The organism is Streptomyces sp. NPDC054840, assembly GCF_053611065.1.
On the sequence record NZ_JBSGZP010000021.1, the window covers coordinates 1 to 26,910 of the forward strand.

Consider the following 26,910-nt stretch of genomic DNA (forward strand, 5'->3'; position numbering starts at 1 on the left):
GTCGACGGGGTCTCCTTCGACCTGGCGGCCGGACAGACCCTCGGCCTGGTCGGGGAGTCGGGTTGCGGCAAGTCCACCACCGGGCGGATGCTGGTACGGCTGCTGGAGCCCACCGCGGGCCGCGTCGCCTTCGAGGGCAAGGACATCAGCCGCCTCTCACCGTCCGCCATGCGCCCGCTGCGCAAGCACATCCAGATGGTCTTCCAGGACCCGCACTCCTCCCTCAACCCCCGGCAGACCGTGGCCCGGATCATTTCCGACCCGCTGCTGGTGCAGGGCTGGAGTGCGGGCGACGCCCGCCGGCGGGCCGCGGAGCTGATGGAGCTCGTCGGCCTGATCCCCGAACACATCGACCGCTATCCGCACGAGTTCTCCGGTGGTCAGGCCCAGCGCATCGGCATCGCCCGCTCGCTGTCCACGAGCCCCCGGCTGATCGTCGCCGACGAGCCGGTCTCGGCGCTGGACGTCTCCGTCCAGGCCCAGATCGTCAACCTGATGGAACGGCTGCGCGCGGAGCTCGGCCTCGCGTACGTGTTCATCGCGCACGACCTGTCGGTGGTCAAACGGGTCAGCGACCGGGTCGCCGTCATGTACCTCGGCAGGATCGTCGAGATCGGGGACAAGAAGTCCCTCTACCAGAACCCGCAGCACCCGTACACCCGGGCGCTGCTGTCCGCCGTCCCGCTGCCCGACCCGGCGGCGGAACGGCGGCGGGAGCGGATCGTGCTGCTCGGCGACCCGCCGAGCCCGGCCGCTCCACCTCCGGGCTGCACCTTCCACCCGCGCTGCCCCAAGGCCCAGCAGCTCTGCCGCACGGAGCGCCCGCTGCTGCGCCCCGCCGCCTCCCGCGAGGTGGCCTGCCACTTCCCTGGTGACTGACGGGGACCCAAGGGAAGCGGCGGTGCCCCGAGGACAAAGGCGTCCCCGGGGCACCGCCGTACCTCGCGCATGCCGCACCCTCCGGACCGCCGTCGCCGTGACGGTGGTGGGTGCGGCAGGCGGCCCTCAGGCCAGTTCGCGGCGGAAGAACTCCAGCTCCAGCGCCATCAGCTTCTCCCGGGTGCCGCCCGGGGTCATGTGGGTGACGCCGGGGAGGGCCAGCAGCTGGTGCGGGCGGCCCGCGTCCGTCAGGGCCTGGGAGAGGCGCAGGGTGTGGGACGGGTGCACGTTGTCGTCGGCGAGGCCCGTGATCAGCAGCAGGGGGCGCGCCAGCTTCGGGGCATCGGGCAGCAGCGAGTCCCGTTCGTAGACCTCCGGGTGGTCCTGCGGGAGACCCAGGTACCGCTCGGTGTACGCCGTGTCGTAGTGCCGGAAGTCGGTCGGCGCGGCCCCGGCGGCCGCCGCGTGGAAGACGTCCGGGCGGCGCAGCACGGCCATGGCCGAGAGGTAACCGCCGTACGACCAGCCGCGTACCCCGACCCGGCCGAGGTCGAGGTCGGTGTGGCGGGCGGCGAGCGCGTGGAGCGCCGCCACCTGGTCGTCCAGGGTGACCTCGGAGAAGCCGCGGTACATGGCGTGCGTGTGGGCGGGGGAGACGTACGAGGTCCCGCGGTTGTCGACGGTCACCACCGCGAAGCCCTGGTCGGCCCACCACTGGCGGTGCTGGCGGCGGCGCGGGTCGGCGCTGACGTCCTGCATGCCGGGGCCGCCGTAGCTGTCCATCAGGACGGGCAGCCGCCGGCCGGGGACGTGGTCGCGGGGCAGGACGAGGGAGGTGGGGATGCCGCGCTCGGTGACCCGCTCCAGGATCGCGTCCACCTGGTAGGGCAGCGGCTCGGACAGATCGGCGGGGGTGAACTCCCGCCCGTCGCGGGTGCGTACGGTGCGCCGTACCCCGTCGGCGTCGGCGCTGGTCAGCAGCAGAGTGCCGGCCGACACGGACACGGTGTGCACGCCGGGCCCGTCGGCGACCGGGGTCAGCTCCCCGGTGTCCGGATCCAGCAGCAGCACCTGCTGCTCGGACGGGTCGCGCAGGCCCGCCTCGATCAGCAGCCGGCCCTCGTGCAGCCCGGCCACGGCGCGGACCTGGATCCCGTCCCCGGTGACCGGTTCGCCGTCCACGGCGAGGGCGCGGGCGGCTCCGCCCGGGGTGTCGGCGCAGGTCAGCATCCGCCCGTCGGCGAGGCGGGCCGGGGTGCCGGGGACCAGCGGGTCCACCCACTGCGGGTGCGTGGTGCGGGACAGCTCCCGGGTGCGGCCGGTGGCCGGGTCGGCGGAGAGCAGCAGGACGTTCTGCTGGAGCCGGTCCTGGACGGTCAGCAGGATCTCGCCGGCGGACTCCCAGCCCGCGTCGGAGACGTACGGGTAGGTGCAGGCGTCCCAGTCGAGCCGTATCCGGGTCCCGCCCTCACCGAGCACCCACAGCTGGACGTCGGCGTTGGGCCCGCCCGCCTCGGGGTAGGCGAAGTCCTCGGCGGGCCGTTCAGGGTGTGCCGGGTCGGCGAACCAGCGCCGCTGGAGGGCGGATTCGTCGACGCGGGCGGCCAGCAGGGTGACCCCGTCCGGGGACCACCAGTGGCCCCGGGGGCGGGCCAGCTCCTCGGCGGCGGCGAATTCGGCGAGGCCCCAGCGGGCCCCGTCGTCGGGGCTGATCCGGCCGCCCGGGGCGACGTACAGGACGTCGTCGGCGACGTACGCGGTGCGCGAGCCGTCGGCGTTCGGCCGCGGGTCCAGCGCGGGTCCGGCCGCCGGGATCTCCTTGGGCGTCCCGGCGCCGCCCGCGGTGACCTCGAAGAGCCGCCCGTACAGCGCGAAGGCGGCGCGCAGGCCGTCGCCGGAGAGGGCGTACGAGCCGATTCCGGCGGCGACGAGCCGGGTCCGCTCCCGCAGTCGGCGCTCGGCCTCGGGGAGGGGCCCGGGCTCAGGGCAGAGTTCACGGGGATCGGCGAGCCGGGTCTCGGCGCCGGTGGTGGTGTCCAGCACCCAGAGCGAGTCGAAGGCGTCGGTGGGGCCCGTCGACCGGAGGAACCAGAGCAGTCGGCCGTCGTCTCCGAAGGAGAAGGCGCGCGGGGCGCCGTAGGTGAAGCGGGCCGTGCTCGCGGAGAGCCTGAGGAAGTCATCCATGATCGTAGTGTGACATGTGAAATGTCACCATTACTAGGCTGTTCGAGTGGTGACCCCTGGGGTGCGGGCTTAGCGTCGAAAAGGTGGATCCGAACGTATCGCCGGGCAACAGAGGGACCGAAGGCAAGGTCCAGGGAAGCGGCAGCGGACTCGCCCTGTTCGTCATCGCCTCCTGCCAACTCATGGTGGTTCTCGACATCACGATCGTGAACATCGCGCTGCCGCACATCCAGACCGCTCTCAACTTCTCGACGGAGAGCCTTTCCTGGGTCGTCAACGCCTACACTCTCGCCTTCGGCGGACTGCTGCTCCTCGGCGGGCGCACCGGAGACATCCTCGGCCGCAAACGCGTCTTCATCTTCGGCGTCCTGCTCTTCGGGCTCGCCTCGCTCCTCGGCGGACTCGCCCAGAACGAGGGCCAGCTGATGGCCGCACGCGCCCTCCAGGGCGTCGGCGGCGCCATCGCCTCACCGACCTCCCTCGCCCTGATCACCACCACCTTCCGCGAAGGCCCGGCACGCAACAGGGCGTTCGGCGTGTTCGCCGGAGTCTCGGCCGCGGGCGGAGCGATCGGCCTCCTGGCCGGCGGCATCCTCGTCGAATGGCTCGACTGGCGCTGGGTGCTCTTCGTCAACGTCCCGATCGCCATCGTGATCGCGGCGCTGGCCACGAAGGTCCTCCACGAGTCCGAACGCCACCCGGGGCACTTCGACTTCGCGGGCGCGCTGCTGTCCACCCTGGGCATGGTCTCGCTCGTCTACGGCTTCATCCGGGCATCCCAGGAAGGCTGGCGCGATCCAGTCACCCTCGGCTCCTTCGGCGCCGCCGTGGTCCTGCTGACCCTCTTCATCCTCAACGAACGCCGCTCGCCACAACCGATCACCCCGCTGCACATGTTCGCCGACCGCAACCGGGCCGGGACCTACGGCATCATGCTCATGCTCGCCTGCGCGATCTTCGGAATGTTCTTCTTCCTGACCCTCTTCGTGCAGATCGTGCTGGGCTTCAGCCCGATCCAGGCCGGCCTCGCCTTCCTGCCGGTCAGCGCGGTGATCGCGGTGGGCGCCGCGATCACCGCGAAACTGCTGCCGAAGTTCGGCCCCAAGCCCGTCATGGTCCCCGGCGCCCTGTCCTCGGCGGCCGGACTCGCCTGGCTGACGCAGACCGACGTCGACTCGACGTACCTCGGCAGCATCTTGGGCCCGATGCTGCTCTTCGCCCTCGGCATGGGCCTCCAGTTCGTCTCGCTGACACTGATGGCCCTGTCCAACGTCTCCGACCGGGAGTCGGGCGCGGCGTCCGGACTGCTGAACACGATGCAGCAGGTGGGCGGCTCGCTGGGCCTGTCGATCCTGGTGACCGTCTACGGCACGGCGAGCCGTAACGAGGCCAAGCAGCAGATACCGGAATTCCTCAGCACCGCCGGCCCGGTGCAGCAGGCCTTCTTCCGGCGCACCGGACAGCTCCCGAAACCGTGGGGCGACCAGGTCCTCACCTCGGGCATCAGCGCCGCCTTCGTCGTGGCGTCCCTGTTCACCCTGGTCGGAGCGCTGATCGCGCTGTTCGTCATCCAGGTCCGCCCCTCGGACCTCGCACGCCTCCAGGGCAACCACAAGCCTGCGGCGGACCGGACCGGAGGGCCGGGGGCGGCTCCCGGTGCCGCTACACCGCCGTGACGCGGGCCGCGAAGGCGTCCAGGTTGTCGGACATGCGGGCGAGCCGCTCGTCCAGCGTCAGGGACTCCTCGTACTGCCCGGCGCGCAGCTTCGCCTGGCGCTTGCCGCGTACGTACAGGGGGCAGGCGAGGTCCGCGCAGATGTACGTGCCGACCGTGTTGCCCTCACGGCCGCGCACGCCTGCCAGCGGTGCGGCGAGCAGGGTGACCCCGGAGGAGGCGTGACCCGTCAGGCAGATCTGGCACAGGCTGGACTTCACCGCGCTGGTGCGGCCGACGGCCGGTACGCGCAGCGAGATCCCCAGCGGGCCGGCACCGTCCTCCCGGGGCAGCACGAGATGGGCCCGCAGGGGTGCTCCGGGGTCCACCCAACCCAGGAAGTCAAGGTCCTGCCACGGCAGCTCGGTGAAGTCGAGCGGCAGTCGCAGCCGCGCCGCCTCGCCCTTGGTGCAGTTCACGAAGGATGCGCGGATCTGTTTTTCGGTGAGTGGTTCCACGGGCATCGACCCTATTACCTGCTCTGAGCTGCCCGCATCTCAATATCCGGGCCGAGCCCGGGATGACGGGACAGCCCTCAGCCGTCCACGCGACGGATCCGGCAGCGCGCGGGGCCGTTCGCCCGCAGGGTGATCCCGGCGCCGACCGGAATCTCGGTGTCCACGGCCTCGAACTCGTAGGCCCGCAGGATCATCGCCAGCGCGATCACCGATTCCAGCATGGAGAAGTGCTGCCCGATGCAGGCGCGCGGACCCCCGCCGAACGGGAACCACGCGTAGCGCGGCCGCCCCGCCTCCGCCTCGGGCGTGAAGCGCTCGGGGTCGAAGCGGTCCGGGTCCGGCCAGTACGCGGGGTGGCGGTGCGTCACCCACGGCGCCAGGATCACGTCCGCACCGGCGGGCACGGTGTGCTCCCCGATCCGGGTGGCGGCGACGGCCTTGCGCCCGATGACCGGCGCGGCCGGATACAGCCGCATCGCCTCCTTGAGGACCTGGGTGAGGTACGGGAGCCGCTCCAGGTCGGCGGCCCCCGGCGTACGGTCGCCCAGCACGCGGGAGAGCTCCTCACGGGCCCGGTCCTGGTGCTCGGGGTGGCGGGCCAGCAGGTGAAGGGCGAAGCAGAGGGATGTGGCGGTCGTCTCGTGCCCGGCGAGGAGGAAGATCAACACCTGGTCGCGCAGCTCGGCGGCGTCGAACTCCCCGTCGTCCGAACTCCTGGCGGCGGCGAGCAGCGTCAGCAGGTCCTCGCCGGCCGGCCCGGCCCCGGCGCCGGCACCGTCGATGTCATCGGCGCTGCCACGGCGGCGCTCCGCGATGATCCTGTCGCACACCCCGTAGAGCTCGTCCATCGCGGCGGCGGCCCGCCGGTTGCCGGGGGTGGGCCAGTGGCGCGGGATGTTGGCGGGGGAGTAGCCGCGGCGCAGCACGTAGTCGGTGATGACCGGAAAACATTCGGCCACGAGATCAGCGGTGGCCTCGACATCGGTGCCGAAGAGGATGCGCGCGACGGCCCGCAGGGCGAGGTGCATCATCTCGTCGGAGACGTCGACGACGCCGTCGAGCGCATCTCCCCAGGCGTCGATGACGGATCGGGTCTCGGCGGCGATCGCCTCGGCGTAGCCGTCCACGCGACGGCGGGTGAACAGGGGCTGCACGAGCCGGCGCTGGCGCAGGTAGTCCTCGTCCTGACTGGTCAGCAGCCCGTTGCCGAAGGACTCCCGGACCTCCTGGTAGAAGCGGTTGTCCTTGCGGAAGCGGGCCGCGTCGGAGGCGAGCACCTGCTGCGCGCCCTCGGCGGAGAAGACGCAGTACAACTCGGCACGCATTCCGGGCGGCCCGGCCGTGATCCGCACCAGGTCGCCGTGCTGATGCTGGGCGCGCAGATAGGTCCCGAGGGAGTCGGACCTCAGATCGAAGAGCGAGCCGAGCAACGGCATCCCCGCAGGCCCGGGAACCTCCGCACCCGCACCTGTGTCCACGTTCGAGTTCGCTTCCACTGCCATGGCCGCCCGCCCCTTCGTCCTACGGAACTCCGAGTCTGCCGCCCCCGCACCCCACCTGGCGAGGAAAAGGGCCCTATCCGGCCGCACAGTGGCCTGATCGCGGTCCGGCCGGCGCGCCGATCACCATGCGGGCCGATGCCGGCGGCGCCTTGGGCAACCGGGGGCGTTCCGATGGAGCGAATTCAGTGTGGAGGCGGCTTCCTGTGACGTCCCGTCCCGGGAGCCGGCGGGTTTCGGCCGGTGAGGGGACCGGTCGTCTCGGACCTGTCAGAGGGTGCGGCTTCGGGGGCCGGGCTCAGGGCCCGGCAGGCCGCCGTCCTGCCCGAAGGCGTCGCCGGGGTCCGCGCAGACGATGACGAGCCGGCGCTTCATGCTGGTGAGGCCGGCGATCAGGCGGCCGACGCGGCTCCGGCGGTGCGGGCGCTGCCGGCGGACCGGCTGGCGTGGTCCCACATGTACGGGCGGTAGCACCAGCGGGTGATCGCTAGAAGTTCTTCGTTGTCGGGCCCATACATGTCGTAGTCATGCGGGCCGGGGCATTCGCCCGACGGCGGCAGGTGTGAGAACGCGAACCGGCCACCCGGCTTGAGCGCCCGGCGGATCAGCGGCAGCAGTACGGCCGGGTCCGTGAACCACACCGCGCCGAAGACGGAGTACACGGAATCGAACTCTGCCGTGCACCCGGCCAGGTACTCCTCGGCCCTCGCGTGCCGGACCTCGATCAGATTGCCGAAGCGCTCCCGGGCCGCTTCGACCTGCACGGCCGAGATGTCCACGCCGACCGCCGCGGCCCCCGTGCGAGCCACCAGGGCGAGGTTGTCGCCCTTGCCGAAGCCTAGCTCCAGCACCCGCTTTCCGGGCCCGGTGCGGAGGAGTTCAAGCCCGGGGCCGTGGTCGGAATGTTGCGTCCAGCAGAACCGCTCCCACGGCTCCTTCGGTGCCGGCCGAAGCCCGAACTTGTCCCAGGTGTCGGAAGGGGTGGTGGGTAAGTCGGTCATGCGGCTCCTCAAGGGGGCGAGGGGTTCAGACAAGTGAGGGCAGTGTGCCGGACGGCCAGTGACCGAGCCAGAACGCGGCGGCCGAAGGCTCGGCTTGGCCCTCGGTGGAACCGTCGTGCAGCAGGTACTCGGTGGGGGCCACGTAGCCCTCGCCGGGGGCTAGGCGTATTCGGATGACGCGGATGGGCCAGCCGCTCGCCACGTAGGCGCGGTAGTCGTTGGTGTGCGGAAAGCGGTGCGCGTAGCCCTCGGGGTTGACGGCTCGGCATACTGTCTGGGCGTCGATCAGGCCCAGGATGATGTACCTGCTGCCGGGTCCGAGGTTCAGGCAGAGCCTGCGCCGGCCGGTGTGCTTGTCGGCGTACTTGAGCTTGTCCCAGTTGTCGAGGTGCAGCCCGAGCAACCGCCCCTCCTCGTAGTTGTCCGTGGTGGTGGTCATGTCGGGCTTCGCGAGAGCCTGACCGAGGTACACCGCGTCTGGGTCGCCCAGGGACCGCGTGAGGTCTTCGAGCGGGAGCCCTTCCCGGTGCGGCGGCCGAACGATCTCCGTCAGCGTGCTGTCCAGGGGCCTGCGCGGCGCAGTGATGGCTTTGACGTCCGACTCGGTCATGGGGCACCACTGTCCTGCGGGGACGACCGCGCCGGGTTTGCAGGTACTTCGAGCACGGGGGCCGTATGGACGGCACCCGTACCTCGTACTGCACCACCTCGAAGATCGCCCTACTCGAAGGAGTTACGCGACATGCTCGCGGGGTGGGCTCCTCCGCAGAAGGCGAAGGTGGGGCAGGTCGCGCGGCAGGCGTCCACGCCGTCCCAGAACTCGGTAATCCAGGGGGTGCGTTTCTCGGCTTCGGCCACGAGGACGTCCAGGCCGGTGTGGAGGACGTTGCCGGTGGTGAAGTCGCCGAACCGGGTGTCGGTGAACCCGGCCAGTTCCGGGGAGAGCATGACCACTCCGCCGTCGTAGGCGATGGTGGGCAGGGGGTCCCACGGGGCCGAGGTCGGCGTGGGCGCGGTGGGCTGGCCGCCGAGGAGGGCACCGGCGAAGTTGAGGACGCGCTGGACCTCGCGCAGCCGTACGACGGGGTTCGTCCTCCAGGTATCCGCGAGGGCCGCCCAGAACTCGGCGGCCCGCATGGGATCGGCGGCCTTGGAGCCGGTGTTGACGCCCTCTTCCTCTTCGACGTTGACGCCGAGGGTGGTCACACCCAGCTCGGCGAAGAACTCGTAGAAGCGGGCGGCATCGGCCGGGTCGGGATCGGAGACGACGGCTATGGCGGAGTACGGGATGCCGCGGTGGCGGAGGCGTTCGATGCCGCGCATGATGACGCGGAATCCCGGGTGGCCGGCGAGGGTGATCCGGTGGATGCTCATGTCCTCGGGGCCGTCGATGCTGACGCCCACGTGCATGTCGTGCTCCAGCAGGAACTCGCACCAGGCGTCATCGATGAGCGCGGCGTTCGTCTGCACGGAGTGCTTCACGCCCTCGAAGGGGGCCATGAGGGCGGCCAGGTGCTCGCGGCCGGTGGCCAGCGGTTCCCCGCCGTGCCACACGACCTCGAACGCCGGGTCGTCGACCGCCCACGGATTGACGGACGCGGCCACGGACTCGGCGACTCCTACCGGCATGAAGTGCTTGAGCTTGCGGAACGGCAGGTAGCAGTAGGTGCAGTCCATGGGCAGGCATTGCGTGGTCGGCTGCATGATCACAGACCGCGGCCTGGTCGCAAGCCGTAAGGCGCTGGGCATCGTTCTCCTCTCGATCAGGTTCGAGCGGTGCCCCACCCGGGGCGGTGACACTGAACGAGGTGTCGGGCGGGGAGTCTGGGGCGGTCTACGCGGGCGGTTCGACGTCCGGTGCCGTGGCCGGAGGGAGCGTGCTGGCCTGGATCAGGTCGAGGGCGTGGCCGCTGAGGACGATGGCGGGACCGGTCAGGCCGATGGCGAGCAGGGCGCCGATCATGCCCCAGCCGGGCTCAGGTAAGTGGCTCCGGTCAGTTATCGGGCATCCGCCTCGCGCAGCGCCTGGTGGTCGGCGACGACCCATTCCCGGCCCCCGCCCTCGGGTCGGAGGAATACGGCTTCTGCGATCTTCCGGCGGGTGGCCGGGTCTTCCCACTCGCCGATGAACTGGACGATCGCTTCCCTGTCGTTCGCGTCGAGGACGCGGGCACCTTCGTACAGCCACGTGGGGAGGGTCTTCCGGCTCACCGCAGCTCACCCCCGCCCGCCGACCCGAGGAAGCGCGCCATACCGCGCTCGGCGCGGGCTTGGAGGGACGGACTCGTGTCCGGCCTGTGGGCCCAGGGCGCGTATTCAGGCTGGTGGCCAATCGCGACGCTGGGGACGTCCTCGGGGGGCATCAGCGTGTCGACGGAGGCGTTCCACCCCTCCTCGCCGCCGCCTTCGGGCGTGAGTCGGTAGAAGGTGATCCCCGTGTCCTCGGGGACTTCTATGACCACGCCCATACGGGAGGCGGCGGTGTCGTAGGCGAGGTCACCGCGCAGGGGCCAGCGGGGATCGGTGTCGTCCGCCTGCTGTCGTACGCGGTCATGGTCAGTGCGACGCGTAGAGGTCATGTAGCGGAACGTATGCGCCCCGCTACATACAAATATGATTCCGTGGAATACCCGCAGATCAGTCCAGCGAAAAACGTCCGGTCATACCCCGCAGCCGCTGGCGCGTGGCGCCCCGCTCGGCGTAGACGATCTTTCGCAGGGTCGCCCGCGCGACGGGGTGATTGCGGACCAGTTGCGGGGCGATGCGCTCGGCGGTCTCCAGCTCGGTCAGGGCCTGGTCGCGGTTGCCGTCCCACAGCCACGCGCGGGCGAGGTCCATGTGGTGGTGACCGAGACGGGAGCTCGGCAGGACTGCGATGTGCGCCGGGTCCGCCTCCCGGTTGAGACGGAGGGCCTTCGTCTGGTCGCTCATCTCCAGGGCGGCGCTGACGCTGTGGATGATGACGTTGCCGAGGGAGAAGGTGACGGAGTGCCGGTCATGGATGCCGGGGCCGACGTAGGCATTGACCCGCTCGCCCGCCGTGCGGGCCAGTGCCAGCCGTTCGTCTGATGCCGCCGCGTTTCCGCTCCGTGCGCACGAGATCGCGGCCCGCAGGTGGAGGGCGCCCCCCATCCGTAGTGCGAGGGGGTCCCCGGCTTCGTATTCCGTCTCGATGCCGGCGAGGGCCTTGTCCCCGAGGGCGAGGGCGTCGTCCCAGTCGGCGGAAGCCCAGGTGTCCCACATCCGCATCCACAGCGCCATCGCGGGCATCACCGGGTCGCCAGAGAGCTGCGCCGAACACGTGGCCCGCTCGCACGCCATGGCTACGAGTTCGGGATGTCCGAGGGCGTGGGCGGCGGTGTGGGCGAACTTGCACGCCACTGCGTAGATCGCGAACGCCTCTTCACGCTCGTGGCCGGTGGAGACCTCGGCGAGGGCGCGGGCCTCCCTCAGCATGTCCGGCAGCTCACTCAGCACGGCGCCGTTCGCCGCCGCATCGCGCAGTCGCGGCAGACGCTTCATGTCCTGCCACAGCACCTCGGACGGGCGCGGAGTGCCGTCGAAGACGGGGGCGAGGTCGTAGCGGCGCAACTCCCGCAGGATGGAGGCGGCGGACACCTGCCACTTGGTCTCGGCGCCGCCGCCGGTGTAGGGGCGGTCGATCAGCGTGTTCGGGTGGCAGTGCAGGGCGGCGGCCACGGCGTTGATCAGCCCGGCCCGGTCCAGCTCGATGCGCCCCTTCTCCAGCTTGGACACCCACCCTTGCGTCCGCCCGAGCGCTGCGGCGAGGTCGGCCTGGGTCATCCCCACGGAGAGCCTCTGCCGCCGGACCCGCTGGCCGATCCGCTCCTGCTCCTCGATGTACCCGCGCACGTCTACCACCCCGATGTGCGACAGCTTCTGACGGGACGGTACCGCCGGGGAGCGGCTGGTGGCGGCCCTTGGCCAAGGGATCTCAGAAAGCGGAAGGCCCCGGGGATCTGGAGAGTTCACGTACGACCGTGGCTCTTGAAGGCCGGCGTTCGTACCCTCGCGAAATGACCTTGGACGAGACGTACCTGAAGTTGGGCCGGATGATCCGCCGCCGAGCTGGAGCACACGATCGGGGGTCTTGCCGCGTACCTCACCGGTGAGGACCGCACCGGATCGGTCCTGTCACAATCGGTGTCGCGGAACATGGACACCTGCCTGAGGGCGGCGAAGAAGCAGGAGACGCCGGAGCGCGTCGAGGAGCTGAAGAAGATCTTCGAGCGCTGCACGGAGCCAGTCGACCTCCGCAACCAGTACGTGCATGGGGTGTGGCTGTTCGCTCCCGCAGCGGCGGCATTTCCGCGATTGCCGGAAGGGGCGCGGAAACCGGCGACGAAACGAGTCCGGCGGAACGGTGATCCGGACATGCGGCGGGTGTCTGCCGAAGAACTGGACACTCTCAGGCGAACACTCATCAACGTCGAGTCCGAGTTGTACGTGTGGGCCACAGGAGGAGGCGATCTTGACGAGGCCGGACCTGTGACCGCGAACTGTCCTAGATGCGCGGAATGGAAGTGCTCTGATCGGCCCCCGGAAAGGACGGAGCCCCCGCTGGTCGGCTCGGTGCCGTGGCGGGAGCTTCGTCGGTGGTGCGCATGAGGGGCGGGTGGCTGGACAGATCCCGTCCCCAGCTCCGCGCAGACTACGGGCGCGACGGATTTTCTTGATCTTGTTTTCTTCGAGCTGTGCCGCTTGCCTTCTGTCAGCCCTGATGCGCTCCTTCACCCTGTCGTCCAGCGTGGGGTAGAAGGCTTCGAGTCCATGTGCATGACTACAGGGCCCAGGGTAAACGCGAAGGCCACGTAGGAACACGTGAGCATGCGGTCAGGGTGACCCTCGGTAGCGTCAGTCAATCGCCCGTCCGTTGCGCATTTCTTGCACAAGGCGATGGAAAATGCTGGAAGATGTCGAGAGGTGTTGCAGGGTATCTCCGCAGTTCAGGGCCGCAGGGCTTCGAGTTATGCCCTGATTGATCCCCATTTGCCCGGCTCCTTAGATGTCGCGGAAGATTTCGATCTGGGCGCCCACCGAGTTGAGGCGCTCGGCCAGTTCCTCGTAGCCGCGGTTGATGACGTAGACGTTGCGCAGCACCGAGGTCCCCTCGGCCGCCATCATCGCCAGGAGGACGACCACCGCCGGGCGCAGGGCCGGCGGGCACATCATCTCCGCCGCCCGCCAGCGCGTGGGGCCTTCGACCAAGACGCGATGGGGGTCGAGGAGCTGCAGGCGGCCGCCGAGGCGGTTCAGGTCCGTCAGGTAGATCGCCCGGTTGTCGTACACCCAGTCGTGGATCAGGGTCTGGCCCTGGGCCACGGCGGCGATGGCCGCGAAGAACGGGACGTTGTCGATGTTCAGTCCGGGGAACGGCATGGGGTGGATCTTGTCGATCGGGGCTTCGAGCTTCGAGGGGCGGACCGTGAGGTCGACCAGGCGGGTGCGGCCGTTGTCGGCGGTGTACTCCGCAGAGCGGTCGTGGTCCAGGCCCATCTCCTCCAGGACCGCGAGCTCGATCTCCATGAACTCGATCGGCACCCGGCGGATGGTGAGTTCCGACTCCGTGACGACCGCGGCGGCGAGCAGGCTCATCGCCTCGACCGGGTCCTCGGAAGGGGAGTAGTCCACGTCCACGTCGATGCTCGGAACGCCGTGGACGGTGAGCGTGGTGGTGCCGACGCCGTCGACCCGGACGCCCAGGGCCTCCAGGAAGAAGCACAGGTCCTGGACCATGTAGTTGGAGGAGGCGTTGCGGATGACGGTCACGCCGTCGTGCCGGGCCGCGGCCAGCAGCGCGTTCTCGGTGACGGTGTCCCCGCGCTCGGTCAGGACGATCGGGCGGTCCGGGGAGATGCCGGGGACTACCTTCGCGTGGTAAATGCCCTCGGTCGCGGTGATGTCCAGGCCGAAGCGGCGCAGGGCGATCATGTGCGGCTCGATGGTGCGGGTGCCGAGGTCGCAGCCGCCCGCGTACGGCAGTCGGAACGTTTCCATCCGGTGCAGCAGCGGGCCCAGGAACATGATGATGCTCCGGGTGCGGCGGGCCGCGTCCGCGTCCATCGCCTCCATGTCGAGGCGGGCCGGCGGGATCAGCTCCAGGTCCACGCCGTCGTTGATCCAGCGGGTGCGGACGCCGATGGAGTTGAGGACCTCAAGGAGGCGGTAGACCTCCTCGATGCGGGCCACCCGCCTCAGCACCGTACGGCCCTTGTTGAGCAGCGAGGCGCAGAGCAGGGCGACGCACGCGTTCTTGCTGGTCTTGACGTCGATGGCGCCGGACAGGCGGCGGCCGCCGACCACGCGCAGGTGCATCGGGCCGGCGTAGCCCAGGGAGACGATCTCGCTGTCGAGCGCTTCACCGATGCGGGCGATCATCTCAAGGCTGATGTTCTGGTTGCCGCGCTCGATCCGGTTCACTGCGCTCTGGCTGGTGCCGAGGGCGTCGGCGAGCTGACTCTGTGTCCAGCCCCGATGCTGCCGGGCGTCACGGATGAGCTTGCCGATGCGTACGAGGTAGTCGTCTGCCATAGGGGCACGCTATCTCAGATATGAGATGACTCCCGCGTCGGGTGCGGCAAATGGGTGAATTGAGTGGTTGTTACCGCCCATCGGGTCCCATGACGGGGTTCCCGTACGCGTGATGGTCGACATTCCGGCCCAGCAGGCGGGTGAGCTGCTCCCGCTCCTGTGTGGACAGTGGAGCCAGTAGTTCCGCCTGGGTCGCGGTGAGGATCTGTTCCAGTTTGCGCAGTTGTCGCCGGCCGGGCGGTGTGAGGGTGACGACATTGCGCCGCCGGTCCTCGGAGTCGGGCGTCCGCTTCAACAGTTCGCGTGCGGCGAGCTCGTTGATGACGGCGACCAGGTCGCTGCGGTGGATGCCGGTGCGGGCGCTGAGTGTGGCCTGGCTCGCCGGGCCGGATTCAGTACCGCTTCCAGAGCCACGCCCGTTACCTGGACGCCTGGTGCGAGGCCCTCGGACTCGACGAGGTGGTGCTGGTCGGTCAGGACTGGGGCGGGGCACTCGCCTTCGACCGGGCCGCCCGCCACCCCGGGCGGGTCCGTGGCATCGCCTTCATGGAGACGATCGTGCGGCCGCTGAGCTGGGCGCGGTACCCGCCCGCCGGACGGGCCCGATTCGCGGCGATCCGCACCCCGGGCGTGGGGGAGGAGATGGTCCTGGACCGGAACGTCTTCATCGAGGACGGCATCGCGCAGAGGGTGCTGAACCCGACGGGCGAGGCGGACCGCGCCGTCCATGCCGCCCCCTACCCGACCCGCGAGAGCCGCGTGCCCCTGCTGCGGTGGGCCCGCTCGCTGCCCGTCGACGGCGATCCGGCCGATGTGCGCGCCGTCGTCGAGAAGTGCGACGCCTGGCTGTCGGGCAGCCCGGAGGTGCCCACATTGCTGCTCGCCTTCGACGGTTCGCCCACCCTGATGGCCGGCCCCGAGACGGTCGCCTGGTGCGAGGAGAACGTCGCGGCGCTGGAGGGCGAGTACTGCGGCCCGGCCGCCCGCCTCTGCCCCGAGGGCCGGCCGCAGGAGATCGCCGCCGCCCTCAACTCCTGGGCCGCCCGCCACAACCTCGCGGCAGCGGGCTGAGCACCCGGGGCACCCGGCGGCCCGGGGCACGGCGGTCTGCTGCTGGTCTGCGCGAGCGAGGATCCGGCGTACGCCGAGACCGAACCCGCCGTGACCACCGTCACCCCGAATCCGGAGCGGATCGCCGCTTCGGCGGTGTCTGTCCTGGTCAACCTGATCGAATCCGGGCATGCGGAACCGCCAGGTCAGCGGACGATCCCGGCAGGACTGCGGGTGCGCGCCTCGTCCCTCCCCCCGGACATGTACTAGAGTTATCTCGACATCGAGATATCTGCCGAAGGCGTACCGCAGCCGCCCCCGCTAGTAAGGGTTACCTAACTTAGCCCTACCTTAGCGGATTGGCCAAGGGGCGTGGCGGCAGGATTGCGGTAATACGCGCGAATTCATGCATGAAGGAGACTGTCGTGTCGGCGAACAGCTTCGACGCCCGCAGCACGCTGCAGGTGGGCGACGAGTCGTACGAGATCTTCAAGCTGGACAAGGTCGAGGGCTCCGCCCGCCTTCCCTACAGCCTGAAGGTCCTGCTGGAGAACCTGCTTCGCACCGAGGACGGCGCGAACATCACCGCCGACCACATCCGGTCGCTCGGTAACTGGGACTCGCAGGCCCAGCCCAGCGAGGAGATCCAGTTCACGCCGGCCCGCGTGATCATGCAGGACTTCACCGGCGTCCCCTGCGTGGTGGACCTCGCGACCATGCGTGAGGCCGTCAAGGCCCTCGGCGGCGACGCGTCGAAGATCAACCCGCTGGCTCCGGCCGAGCTGGTCATCGACCACTCCGTCATCGCCGACAAGTTCGGCACCCCGGACGCGTTCCTGCAGAACGTGGAGCTGGAGTACGGCCGCAACAAGGAGCGCTACCAGTTCCTGCGCTGGGGCCAGACCGCCTTCGACGAGTTCAAGGTCGTCCCCCCGGGCACCGGCATCGTCCACCAGGTCAACATCGAGCACCTGGCCCGCACGGTCATGGTCCGGGGCGGCCAGGCGTACCCCGACACCCTCGTCGGCACCGACTCGCACACCACCATGGTCAACGGCCTCGGCGTGCTGGGCTGGGGCGTCGGCGGCATCGAGGCCGAGGCCGCGATGCTCGGCCAGCCGGTCTCCATGCTGATCCCGCGCGTCGTCGGCTTCAAGCTGACCGGCGAGCTGCCCACCGGCACCACCGCCACCGACCTGGTGCTGACCATCACCGAGATGCTGCGCAAGCACGGCGTCGTCGGCAAGTTCGTCGAGTTCTACGGTGAGGGCGTCGCCGCCACCTCCCTCGCGAACCGCGCCACCATCGGCAACATGTCGCCGGAGTTCGGTTCCACCGCCGCGATCTTCCCGATCGACGACGAGACCCTGAAGTACCTGCGTCTGACCGGCCGCGACGCCCAGCAGGTCGCGCTCGTCGAGGCGTACGCCAAGGCCCAGGGCCTGTGGCTGGACCCGCAGGCCGAGCCGGACTTCTCCGAGAAGCTGGAGCTCGACCTCTCCACGGTCGTCCCCTCCATCGCCGGCCCGAAGCGCCCGCAGGACCGCATCGTCCTCGCCAACGCCGCCGAGCAGTTCGCGCAGGACGTGCGCAACTACGTCGACGACGTGGACGAGGCGGGCAAGGAGTCCTTCCCGGCCTCCGACGCCCCGGCGAACCACCCGAACGGCGCCCCGTCGAAGCCCACCCCGGTCACCCTGGCCGACGGCACCTCCTTCGAGATCGACCACGGCGCCGTCACCGTCGCCGCGATCACCTCCTGCACCAACACCTCGAACCCCTACGTCATGGTCGCCGCGGCGCTCGTGGCCAAGAAGGCGGTCGAGAAGGGCCTGACCCGCAAGCCGTGGGTCAAGACCACCCTGGCCCCGGGCTCGAAGGTCGTCACCGACTACTTCGACAAGGCCGGCCTGACCCCGTACCTCGACAAGATGGGCTTCAACCTCGTCGGGTACGGCTGCACCACCTGCATCGGCAACTCCGGTCCGCTGGACGAGGAGATCTCGAAGGCGATCAACGAGCACGACCTCGCGGTCACCTCGGTGCTCTCCGGCAACCGCAACTTCGAGGGCCGGATCAACCCCGACGTCAAGATGAACTACCTGGCCTCCCCGCCGCTGGTCGTCGCGTACGCCATCGCGGGCTCCATGAAGGTGGACATCACCAAGGACGCCATCGGCGTCGACACCGAGGGCAAGCCGGTCTTCCTCCAGGACATCTGGCCCTCCGAGGCCGAGGTCAACGACGTCGTGGCGAACGCCATCGGCGAGGACATGTTCAACAAGTCCTACCAGGACGTCTTCGCGGGCGACGCCCAGTGGCAGGCGCTGTCGATCCCGACCGGCAACACCTTCGAGTGGGACCCGCAGTCCACCTACGTCCGTAAGCCCCCCTACTTCGAGGGCATGACGATGGAGACCACCCCGGTCTCCGACATCGCCGGCGCGCGCGTGCTGGCGAAGCTGGGCGACTCGGTCACCACCGACCACATCTCCCCGGCCGGTGCGATCAAGGCCGACACCCCGGCCGGCAAGTACCTCACGGAGCACGGCGTCGAGCGCCGCGACTTCAACTCGTACGGTTCCCGCCGCGGCAACCACGAGGTCATGATCCGCGGTACCTTCGCCAACATCCGCCTGCGCAACCAGATCGCGCCGGGCACCGAGGGCGGCTTCACCCGCGACTTCACCGTCGAGGGCGCGCCGGTCTCCTTCATCTACGACGCCTCGCAGAACTACCAGGCCGCCGGCATCCCGCTGGTCATCCTGGCGGGCAAGGAGTACGGCTCCGGCTCGTCCCGCGACTGGGCCGCCAAGGGCACCGCGCTGCTCGGCGTCAAGGCCGTCATCGCCGAGTCCTACGAGCGCATCCACCGCTCCAACCTGATCGGCATGGGCGTCCTGCCGCTGCAGTTCCCGGAGGGTGCCACCGCGGCCTCCCTGGGCCTGACCGGCGAGGAGACTTTCTCCTTCACCGGTGTGGAGGAGCTCAACAACGGCACCACCCCGCGCACGGTCAAGGTGACCACCGACACCGGCGTGGAGTTCGACGCGGTCGTCCGCATCGACACGCCGGGCGAGGCGGACTACTACCGCAACGGCGGCATCATGCAGTTCGTGCTCCGGAACCTCATCCGCGGCTGAGCCACGGCACAGGCGCCGAAGGGCCGTATCCCCGTCACGGGGGTACGGCCCTTTCGTTCGTCCGGCGGCGTGTCCATGTGACGGACAGGTCTCAACTCGGGAAAACTGACGGCCATAAGTGTGCATGATCTTGCTCACACGAGCGGAAGTGGACTATACCTGTGCCCGTCCGGATCACCGCGACACGCGTGGCTCCGGCCGGGGGGTGGGCGGGGACGTGTGGTGATGTCCGCATGCACGGCAACCACCGTGAATCTCCGGCCTCCTTCACACTTCTGACGAAGGCGAGGACATGAGCATGGGATCCACTGGTGAGGGCCTCGGACGCCGTGACCTGATCAAGCGCTCCGCAGCACTCGGACTGATCACGGTGCCGACGATGAGCTTCCTGTCCGCCTGTGCCTCCGGCGGTGAGGAGAATTCCACGAAGGGCCCGGCCAAGGCGCCGGTGACCAAGGAGAACCCCTTCGGTGTCGCGAAGGGCGGGAAGCTGGACGTCGTCGTCTTCAAGGGCGGGTTCGGCGACGACTACGCGAAGGCCTGGGAGGCGGCCTTCGACAAGAAGTGGGGCACCACCAGCTCCCACCTGGGCACCCAGGAGATCACCGCCAAGCTGCAGCCCCGCTTCAACGCCGGGAACCCGCCGGATGTCGTCGACGACTCCGGCGCCCAGCAGATCAAGCTGGACGTGCTCGCCAAGGGCGACCAGCTCGCCGACCTCACCGCCGTCCTCGACTCGCCCTCGCTCGACGACCCGACCAAGAAGGTGCGCGACACCCTGGTCGAGGGTGCGTACGAACAGGGCCTGCAGGGCGGCAAGTTCGTCGTGCTGAAGTACGTCTACGCCGTGTTCGGCTTCTGGTACTCCGGCAAGCTCTTCAAGGAGAAGGGCTGGGCGCCGCCGAAGACCTGGGACGAGTTCCTGGCCGTCTGCGCCAAGGCGAAGGAAGCCGGCATCGGCGGCCTCGCCCACCAGGGCAAGTTCCCGTACTACATCAATGTCGTCATCATGGACCTGATCGCCAAGAAGGGCGGTCTGGAGGCCATGAAGGCGATCGACAACCTGGAGCCGAACGCCTTCGAGGGCAACCCGGCCGCCCTCGCCGCGGTCGAGGCAGTCTACGAGGTGGTCGAGAAGGGCCTCCTGATGCCGGGCACCAACGGCCTCACCCACACGGAGTCGCAGACCGCCTGGAACCAGTACAAGGCCGCCTTCATCCCCTCCGGCTCCTGGCTGGAGAACGAGCAGCTGAAGCAGACTCCGGAGGACTTCGACATGAAGTTCCTGCCGATGCCCCTGCTCGCCGACAGCAAGCTGCCCTTCGAGGCCGTCCGGGCCGGTGTCGACGAGCCCTTCATCGTCCCGGAGAAGGCCGCCAACAAGGCCGCGGGCTTCGAGTTCCTCCGCTCGATGCTGTCCCGCGAATGGTCGACGATCTTCGCCCAGCAGGCGAACTCGCTCACGGTGGTCAAGGACGGGGTGGACCCGAGCGTGAAGCTGCGGCCGGGCACCCAGTCGGCGGTCGAGGCGCTCAAGGCCGCGGGCGGCAACACGTTCAGCTACCGCTACCCCGACTGGTACAGCGAAATGGACACCGAGATCCAGAACGCGTCCAATGAGCTCATGGCCCAGCGGATTCAGCCAAAGGAGTGGATCAAGCGGGCCCAGGCTGCGGTAGACAAGGCGGCCAAGGACCCGAACGCCAAGAACAACAAGCGCTCCTGACACCGCAGGGACGGACACCATGAGCCATGTAGCCCGGAGGAAGGGGCGGGCCGGTTTCATCACCGGCTTCCTCTTCGCGCCCCTCGCGCTGTATCTGACCTTCGTCATCTGGCCGTACGTACAGACGTTCGGCTATTCCTTCACCAACTGGAGCGGCCAGTCCCCGACGTTCGACTTCGTCGGCGCGGACAACTACGCGACGTTGCTGAAGGACGAGGTCTTCCGCGGCGCTCTCTGGCACAACCTGCTGCTCCTGGTGTTCGTCCCGCTCGTCACCATCCTGCTCGCCCTCTTCTTCGCCTTCATGGTGAACGCGGGCGGGCGCGGCGGGGCCGGCGGAGTGCAGGGAGTCGGCGGATCGCGCTTCTACAAGGTCGTCTACTTCTTCCCGCAGGTCCTCTCCCTCGCCATCCTCTCGGTGCTCTTCGGCGCGATCTACCGCAGCGACGAGGGCGGCCTGCTCAACGGCTTCCTGACCAAGCTCGGCCTGATCGACGCGACCCACCCGGTCGAATGGCTCAACGAGCCGAACCTCGTCCTGTGGTGCCTGCTCCTCGTCGTCGTCTGGCACGGCGTCGGCTTCTACCTCGTCCTGTTCTCCGCGGCCATGCAGTCCGTCCCCAAGGACATCTACGAGGCCGCGCTGCTCGACGGCGCCGGGCGCGCCCAGACCTTCTTCAAGGTCACGCTGCCCCTGCTGTGGGACTCCGTGCAGACCTCCGCGGTCTATCTGGGCATCGCCGCCATGGACATGTTCGTCCTGGTGTCGACCATGACCTCGGGCCAGTTCGGTGGCGGACCCGACCACCACAGCGAGGTCATGTCGACGGTGCTGATGCGCAACTTCCTCTACTTCGGCAAGAGCGGATACGCCTGCGCCATGGGCGTGGTCATGCTCGCCCTGACCATGATCCTCTCCGTCATCACGCTGCGTGCCACGCGCCGCGAGCGCATCGAGTTCTGAGCGGAGTTCCACGATGACCGCACAGTCCACAGTGATCAAGGCGCCCGGCGAAAAGGCCGCGGAGCAGCCCCGCGGCGCCGGCCGGCCGGGCAAGCGCGAGGGGCGCCGCTCCGAGGGCATGGCCCTCAACGTCTTCTCGCACGGCTTCCTCGCCGTCTGGGCGATCATGATCGTGCTGCCCCTGCTCTGGCTGGCGCTCGGTGCCTTCAAGACCGACGCGCAGATCGGCGGCTCGGCCCTGAGCTGGCCCTCCGACTGGCACTTCGACGCCTTCGCGCGGGCCTGGACGAAGGGCATCGGAGGGTACTTCGCCCACACCCTCATCGTGCTGGTGTTCTCGGTCCCGCTGACCATGCTGTTCGGCTCCATGGCCGCGTACGTGCTGGCCCGCTACCCCTTCACGGGCAACCGGCTCATCTACTACTTCTTCGTCAGCGGGGCGATGTTCCCCGTGTTCCTGGCGCTCGTACCCCTGTTCTTCATGGTCAAGCGCTTCGACATGCTGAACACCTACCAGGGCCTGATCCTGGTGTACGTCGCCTACTCGATGCCCTTCACGGTCTTCTTCATGCACTCCTTCTTCCGGACGCTGCCGACGGCGATCCACGAGGCGGCGGTCATCGACGGCGCCTCCGACACCCGGATCTTCTTCCAGGTGATGCTGCCGATGGCCAAGCCCGGCCTGATCAGCGTCGGGATCTTCAACATCCTGGGCCAGTGGAACCAGTACATCCTGCCCGCCGTGCTGATGCAGCCGCAGACGAGTGCCGACCCCGAGCGGTACATGCTCACCCAGGGGCTCATCCAGCTCCAGTACCAGATGGGCTACGAGACGGACCTGCCGGTGCTGTTCGCCGGCGCCACCATCGCCATGGTCCCGATGCTGGTGGTCTACCTCTCCTTCCAGCGCCAGATCCAGTCGGGGCTCACCTCGGCGACGCTGAAGTAGCGCTCCGGCCTCCGGCCCGCGGCCTCTGGCGTTCCGTAACGCGTTCCCTTCATTCGAAGCGGCCGATGCCCTCGGCGTCCCGGTTGCGGGGCCCCACGGGTACTCCCTGTCCGGCGGCCGCCCGGCGGCACGAGCATGGTCGGGTGCCGGGGATGAGCACGGTCATGCCGGACAGCTCCCCCGCCGTGTCCGGGCGGCGCGAAGCCGAGCGGTCACGTGGAGTGGTCAGGGGTCACCGCACGGCAGCCCGATGGGCCGCCGGCCCGCCGGTGGGTATGGACGACGCCCGCCCTGCGGAGTTGGCACGGCATGCGGAAGGAAGGGAATGTGTAAGGGAGGAAGGCGAAGGAACGTGAACGGAACACGAGCGCGCACGGGGCCGGCGGTCCACCGCTGCCGTGCGTCCCCGCAGCGAGGGCAGCCGGCCGGAAGGTCAGCCGACGAGAGTGCCGCCAGGACTTCGATCGGGACTCGTCCCAGTGATCGCAGCACGATCCGACGGCCGCTTCTCTCCCTCTTTAGGTCAGTACCGGACGTTTCATGCCGTGTCAGCCTCTTGACGTGTGGATGCGTAAAGGCTCGACTTAAGGTTCACAAGTTGGAGAGATGCCGGGGTCTCGGAGCGTGAAGCCGTGACGTGTCCCGGCCGGGGGGCGACGGCTGGCCGTCGCTAATGGGCAGGAGTGGATGAGTCGTGCAGACTCCCGGATCGCAGTCGTCACTGCATCGCGCGAATCTCGAACGGGTCGTGCGGGCGGTGCGGCTCGCGGGATCGCTGACCCAGGCGGAGATCGCCCGCGCCACCGGACTGTCGGCGGCCACGGTGTCCAACATCGTCCGGGAGCTGAAGGACGGCGGGACCGTCGAGGTCACCGACACCTCGGCCGGTGGCCGCCGGGCGCGCAGCGTCTCGCTGAGCGGTGACGCGGGGATCGTGATCGGCGTCGACTTCGGCCACACCCACCTGCGGGTGGCGGTGGGGAACCTGGCCCACCAGGTGCTGGCGGAGGAGTCCGAGCCGCTGGACGTCGACGCGTCCTGGGCGGACGGCTTCGACCGGGCGGAAGCCCTGGTCGGAAGGCTGATCGCGGACATCGGCGTGGGGCTGGAGAAGGTCATCGGCGTCGGACTCGGCGTGCCCGGCCCGATCGACGTGGAGTCCGGGACCCTGGGCTCGACCGCGATCCTCCCTGGCTGGGCGGGCATCAATCCCCGCCAGGAGCTCTCGCAGCGCCTCGGGGTGCCCGTGTACGTGGACAACGACGCGAACCTCGGAGCCCTCGGTGAACTCGTTTGGGGCAGTGGGCGGGGAGTAAAGGACCTGGCCTACATCAAGGTGGCCAGCGGCGTCGGCGCGGGCCTCGTGATCAACGGCCAGATCTACCGCGGACCGGGCGGCACGGCGGGCGAGATCGGGCACATCACCCTGGACGAATCGGGCCCGGTCTGCCGCTGCGGCAACCGCGGCTGCCTGGAGACCTTCGCGGCCGCCCGGTACGTCTTGCCGCTGCTCCAGGGCACGCACGGCCCGGAGTTGACGATGGAGCGCGTGGTCGAACTGGCCCGTGAGGGAGACCCGGGCTGCCGCCGGGTGATCACGGACGTCGGCCGGCACATCGGCAGCGGCGTGGCCAGTTTGTGCAACCTCCTGAACCCCAGCCGGGTGGTGCTCGGCGGCTCGCTGGCGGAGGCCGGTGAACTCGTGCTCGCCCCCATCCGTGAATCGGTGGGAAGGTACGCGATTCCCAGTGCGGCCCGGCAGTTGTCGGTGCTGACGGGGAACCTGGGCGGGCGCGCCGAGGTGCTGGGCGCGCTGGCGCTCGTCCTCAGCGAGATGGGCGATTCGACACTTTTGTCAGATCATGGGAGTGGAGTGCGAGCTCCAGCCGTCTTGTCTTCAGGTAGATAACGAATGGCACCGTTGTCATCTCGTTAAGAATTCACTCCTTGACGGCAAAACGCGGCCGGGGTTGACTCACATCCACCTCGGCCGCGCCGCTGCGGCCTCGTCAGGGAGGTTCAAGTAATGAACACGCGTATGCGCAGAGCCGCCGTAGCTGTTGCCGCTGGTGCCATGGCCGTTTCGCTCGCCGCTTGTGGCAGTGCGAAGGAGGCCGGCGACGCGACGAAGGAGTCCTCCGGCGCTGCCAAGGGCGACGCGATCAAGGTCGGTCTGCTCCTGCCGGAGAACCAGACCGCGCGTTACGAGAAGTTCGACAAGCCGCTGATCGAGAAGAAGGTCGCGGAGCTCACCGGCGGCAAGGGCGAGGTCGTCTACGCCAACGCCAAGCAGGACGCGACCACGCAGAACTCCCAGGTCGACACGATGATCACCAACAAGGTGGACGTCCTGATCATCGACGCTGTGGACTCCAAGGCCATCGCCGGCTCGGTCAAGAAGGCGAAGGAGGCCGGCATCCCGGTCGTCGCCTACGACCGCCTCGCCGAGGGCCCGATCGACGCCTACACCTCCTTCGACAACGAAGAGGTCGGCAAGGTCCAGGGCAAGGCGCTGCTGGAGGCGCTGGGCGACAAGGCCAAGGACGGCCAGATCGTCATGATGAACGGTTCGGTCACCGACCCGAACGCCAAGCTCTTCAAGTCCGGTGCGCACTCCGTCCTCGACGGCAAGGTGAACGTCGGCAAGGAGTACGACACGGTCGAGTGGAAGCCGGAGAACGCCAACACCAACATGGCGGCCGCGCTCTCCGCGCTCGGCAAGGACAAGGTCATCGGCGTCTACTCCGCCAACGACGGCATGGCGGGCGGCATCATCACCGCCCTCAAGGCCGCCGGTGTCTCCCCCCTGCCGCCGGTCACCGGCCAGGACGCCGAGCTCGCCGGTGTGCAGCGGATCGTCGCGGGTGAGCAGTTCATGAGCGTCTACAAGCCGTACGCCCCCGAGGCCGAGGCCGCCGCGAAGATGGCCGTCGGCCTCGCCAAGGGTGGGAAGGCCGATGGCTCCACGTCCACGGTCGACAGCCCGACCACCAAGGGCATCGCGTCCGTGCTGATCCCGGTCGTCTCGCTGACCAAGGGCAACATCAAGGACACCGTCGTCAAGGACGGCGTCTACTCGGTCGACGAGATCTGCACCGACAAGTACGCGGCGGCCTGCGCCGCCGCCGGCCTGAAGTAGCGGCCCCCGCCGTCTCCCCGTGAGACGGCCCCCGTGCCTGACCGGCGCCCTTCCCACCCATCCCCGCCACCGGGCGGGGCGCCGGGCAGAAACGTTCCTCCCCCATTCGTCCCCGCTCCTGCTCTTTTTGCACGACATCCCCGCCGGTCAGGCGGCGAAGGAGATGGTTCATGTGTCCGCTGCGCCCGTGCTGGCGTTGCGAGGGGTCTCGAAGCGGTTCGGCGCCGTTCAGGCCCTCACCGACGTAGAACTCGAGATCCATTCCGGTGAAGTGGTCGCCCTCGTCGGCGACAACGGTGCCGGAAAGTCCACGCTGGTCAAGACGATCGCCGGCGTGCACCCCATCGATGAAGGCGTCATCGAGTGGGAGGGGCGCCCGGTCGCCATCGGCAAGCCGCACGACGCCCAGAACCTGGGCATCGCGACGGTCTACCAGGACCTGGCGCTGTGCGACAACATCGACGTCGTCGGCAACCTTTTCCTCGGCCGTGAGCTCAAGAGCTTCGGCATCCTCGACGAGGTGGAGATGGAGCGGCGCGCCCGCGAGCTCCTGACCACCCTGTCCATCCGGATCCCCAGTGTCCGGATCCCGATCGCCTCGCTCTCGGGCGGTCAGCGCCAGACCGTGGCGATCGCCCGTTCCATGCTGGGCGAGCCCAAGCTCGTCATCCTCGACGAGCCCACCGCCGCCCTCGGCGTCGAGCAGACCGCACAGGTTCTCGACCTGGTGGAGCGGCTGCGCGAGCGTGGCCACGCCGTCATCCTCATCAGCCACAACATGGCCGATGTGAAGGCCGTCGCCGACAAGGTGGCGGTACTGCGGCTGGGCCGCAACAACGGTGTCTTCAACGTCGCCGACACCTCGCAGGAAGAGATCATCTCCGCCATCACCGGTGCCACGGACAACGCCGTGACCCGCCGGGCGGCCCGCACCTCGGAGGCCGGCAAGTGAGCACCCAGAACCCTGCCACCGGTCCACTGGACAAGGGGCCCGTCGACCAGCAGGAGCACATCGACCCGGTCAACCCCGCGGCCGCGCACGACGCGATCCCGGCCGTGGACCCCCGCCTGCTCGTCCGCGAGGAGGGCCTCGCCGGGTACGTGGGCGAGTTCAAGCGGAGGATGAAGGCGGGCGACCTGGGTTCTCTCCCGGTCGTCATCGGCCTGATCGTCATCTGGTCGATCTTCCAGGGGCTGAACTCGAACTTCCTCTCCCCGGAGAACCTGACCAACATCGCGATCACGATGACCGGCACCGGCATGATCGCCATCGGCATCATCTTCGTGCTGCTGCTCGGCGAGATCGACCTCTCGGTCGGTTCGGTCAGCGGTGTCTCGGGCGCGATCGTCGCCGTTCTCGCCGTCACCCACGGCGTGAACGAATGGCTGGCCATCCTGGCGGCCATCGTGGGAGGTGCCCTGATCGGCTCCATCCACGGCTTCTTCTTCGCCAAGATCGGCGCCCCGGCCTTCGCCGTCACCCTGTCGGGCCTGCTCTTCTGGCTCGGCGCGATGCTGCAGATCCTCGGCAGCAACGGCACGATCAACATCGACTCCGACGGCGTGGTCGGCCAGCTGACCACGTACTTCTTCTCGGACGTTGCCGTCGCCTACGGCCTGGCCGCGCTCGCGGTGGCCGGCTACTTCCTCGC

24 protein-coding genes are annotated in these 26,910 nt (G+C 69.1%); 12 read left to right on the plus strand and 12 right to left on the minus strand.

The window, feature by feature from the left end; translation table 11 throughout:
* On the plus strand, positions 1-879 hold an 879-nt coding region (locus tag ACWGIU_RS03380), incomplete at its 5' end, for an ABC transporter ATP-binding protein (protein ID WP_453701973.1).
* 126 nt (positions 880-1,005) lie between these two features.
* Here ACWGIU_RS03380 and ACWGIU_RS03385 read toward each other — a convergent pair.
* Positions 1,006-3,063 carry an alpha/beta fold hydrolase gene (locus ACWGIU_RS03385; RefSeq protein WP_453701974.1) on the minus strand — a complete coding sequence of 686 codons (2,058 nt, stop codon included), beginning with the start codon at positions 3,061-3,063 and terminating at the stop codon, positions 1,006-1,008.
* 83 nt (positions 3,064-3,146) lie between these two features.
* Here ACWGIU_RS03385 and ACWGIU_RS03390 point away from each other — a divergent pair, with 83 nt between their 5' ends.
* Positions 3,147-4,739, plus strand: coding sequence for an MFS transporter (locus ACWGIU_RS03390; protein WP_453701975.1), 1,593 nt, complete (start codon positions 3,147-3,149; stop codon positions 4,737-4,739).
* Here ACWGIU_RS03390 and ACWGIU_RS03395 read toward each other — a convergent pair.
* The 11 genes from ACWGIU_RS03395 to ACWGIU_RS03445 all read right to left on the minus strand — a co-directional run bounded on the left by ACWGIU_RS03395 (position 4,726) and on the right by ACWGIU_RS03445 (position 14,636).
* Positions 4,726-5,235, minus strand: a complete 510-nt coding sequence (locus ACWGIU_RS03395) for an FBP domain-containing protein (RefSeq protein WP_453701976.1) — start codon at positions 5,233-5,235, stop codon at positions 4,726-4,728. The two genes, ACWGIU_RS03390 and ACWGIU_RS03395, sit on opposite strands and share 14 nt — an antisense overlap.
* A gap of 77 nt (positions 5,236-5,312) precedes the next feature.
* Complete coding sequence (locus ACWGIU_RS03400) at positions 5,313-6,737, minus strand: cytochrome P450 (RefSeq protein ID WP_453701977.1); 1,425 nt, start codon at positions 6,735-6,737, stop codon at positions 5,313-5,315.
* Positions 6,738-7,126: 389 nt separating this feature from the next.
* Positions 7,127-7,735, minus strand: a complete 609-nt coding sequence (locus tag ACWGIU_RS03405) for a class I SAM-dependent methyltransferase (RefSeq protein WP_453701978.1) — start codon at positions 7,733-7,735, stop codon at positions 7,127-7,129.
* 25 nt (positions 7,736-7,760) lie between these two features.
* Positions 7,761-8,345, minus strand: coding sequence for a hypothetical protein (locus tag ACWGIU_RS03410; protein ID WP_453701979.1), 585 nt, complete (start codon positions 8,343-8,345; stop codon positions 7,761-7,763).
* Between the two features lie 110 nt (positions 8,346-8,455).
* On the minus strand, positions 8,456-9,439 hold the full coding sequence (locus tag ACWGIU_RS03415; protein ID WP_453701980.1) for a radical SAM protein: 984 nt from the start codon (positions 9,437-9,439) through the stop codon (positions 8,456-8,458).
* A gap of 130 nt (positions 9,440-9,569) precedes the next feature.
* Positions 9,570-9,698 carry a hypothetical protein gene (locus ACWGIU_RS03420; RefSeq protein WP_453701981.1) on the minus strand — a complete coding sequence of 43 codons (129 nt, stop codon included), beginning with the start codon at positions 9,696-9,698 and terminating at the stop codon, positions 9,570-9,572.
* Between the two features lie 35 nt (positions 9,699-9,733).
* Entirely contained in the window at positions 9,734-9,946 is a 213-nt protein-coding gene (locus tag ACWGIU_RS03425; protein ID WP_453701982.1) for a hypothetical protein, read from the minus strand.
* A complete protein-coding gene (locus tag ACWGIU_RS03430; RefSeq protein ID WP_453701983.1) occupies positions 9,943-10,314 on the minus strand; it encodes a hypothetical protein in 372 nt (123 codons plus the stop codon). Before ACWGIU_RS03430 ends, ACWGIU_RS03425 begins: the two co-directional genes overlap by 4 nt.
* 58 nt (positions 10,315-10,372) lie before the next feature.
* Positions 10,373-11,608, minus strand: a complete 1,236-nt coding sequence (locus ACWGIU_RS03435) for a helix-turn-helix domain-containing protein (protein ID WP_453701984.1) — start codon at positions 11,606-11,608, stop codon at positions 10,373-10,375.
* Between the two features lie 1,149 nt (positions 11,609-12,757).
* A complete protein-coding gene (locus ACWGIU_RS03440; protein WP_030008959.1) occupies positions 12,758-14,287 on the minus strand; it encodes a helix-turn-helix domain-containing protein in 1,530 nt (509 codons plus the stop codon).
* 70 nt (positions 14,288-14,357) lie between these two features.
* Entirely contained in the window at positions 14,358-14,636 is a 279-nt protein-coding gene (locus tag ACWGIU_RS03445; protein WP_453701991.1) for a MarR family winged helix-turn-helix transcriptional regulator, read from the minus strand.
* Between the two features lie 17 nt (positions 14,637-14,653).
* On the opposite strand from ACWGIU_RS03445, the gene ACWGIU_RS03450 reads away from it, so the two are divergent.
* From ACWGIU_RS03450 to ACWGIU_RS03495, 10 genes are all read left to right on the plus strand, one after another.
* Entirely contained in the window at positions 14,654-15,358 is a 705-nt protein-coding gene (locus ACWGIU_RS03450; RefSeq protein ID WP_453701985.1) for a haloalkane dehalogenase, read from the plus strand.
* 42 nt (positions 15,359-15,400) lie between these two features.
* Positions 15,401-15,607 carry a substrate-binding domain-containing protein gene (locus tag ACWGIU_RS03455; protein ID WP_453701992.1) on the plus strand — a complete coding sequence of 69 codons (207 nt, stop codon included), beginning with the start codon at positions 15,401-15,403 and terminating at the stop codon, positions 15,605-15,607.
* Between the two features lie 155 nt (positions 15,608-15,762).
* The gene (gene acnA / locus ACWGIU_RS03460) at positions 15,763-18,480 is read left to right on the plus strand and encodes an aconitate hydratase AcnA (protein ID WP_453701986.1); all 2,718 of its coding nucleotides are present in this window, start codon (positions 15,763-15,765) and stop codon (positions 18,478-18,480) included.
* Between the two features lie 298 nt (positions 18,481-18,778).
* Positions 18,779-20,206 (plus strand): N-acetylglucosamine/diacetylchitobiose ABC transporter substrate-binding protein, encoded by a 1,428-nt coding sequence (gene ngcE, locus ACWGIU_RS03465; RefSeq protein WP_453701987.1) that lies wholly within the window; start codon positions 18,779-18,781, stop codon positions 20,204-20,206.
* 19 nt (positions 20,207-20,225) lie between these two features.
* A complete protein-coding gene (locus ACWGIU_RS03470) occupies positions 20,226-21,170 on the plus strand; it encodes a carbohydrate ABC transporter permease (protein WP_453701988.1) in 945 nt (314 codons plus the stop codon).
* 13 nt (positions 21,171-21,183) lie between these two features.
* Positions 21,184-22,119, plus strand: a complete 936-nt coding sequence (locus ACWGIU_RS03475; protein WP_453701989.1) for a carbohydrate ABC transporter permease — start codon at positions 21,184-21,186, stop codon at positions 22,117-22,119.
* Between the two features lie 694 nt (positions 22,120-22,813).
* Positions 22,814-24,028 (plus strand): ROK family transcriptional regulator, encoded by a 1,215-nt coding sequence (locus ACWGIU_RS03480; protein WP_030008678.1) that lies wholly within the window; start codon positions 22,814-22,816, stop codon positions 24,026-24,028.
* A 117-nt stretch (positions 24,029-24,145) separates the two neighbouring features.
* Positions 24,146-25,258 (plus strand): sugar ABC transporter substrate-binding protein, encoded by a 1,113-nt coding sequence (locus tag ACWGIU_RS03485; protein ID WP_453701990.1) that lies wholly within the window; start codon positions 24,146-24,148, stop codon positions 25,256-25,258.
* A gap of 163 nt (positions 25,259-25,421) precedes the next feature.
* A complete protein-coding gene (locus ACWGIU_RS03490; protein ID WP_030760712.1) occupies positions 25,422-26,210 on the plus strand; it encodes an ATP-binding cassette domain-containing protein in 789 nt (262 codons plus the stop codon).
* Between the two features lie 59 nt (positions 26,211-26,269).
* Positions 26,270-26,910 (plus strand): ABC transporter permease subunit (locus ACWGIU_RS03495; RefSeq protein WP_453701993.1); only part of this gene is annotated, 641 nt, incomplete at its 3' end.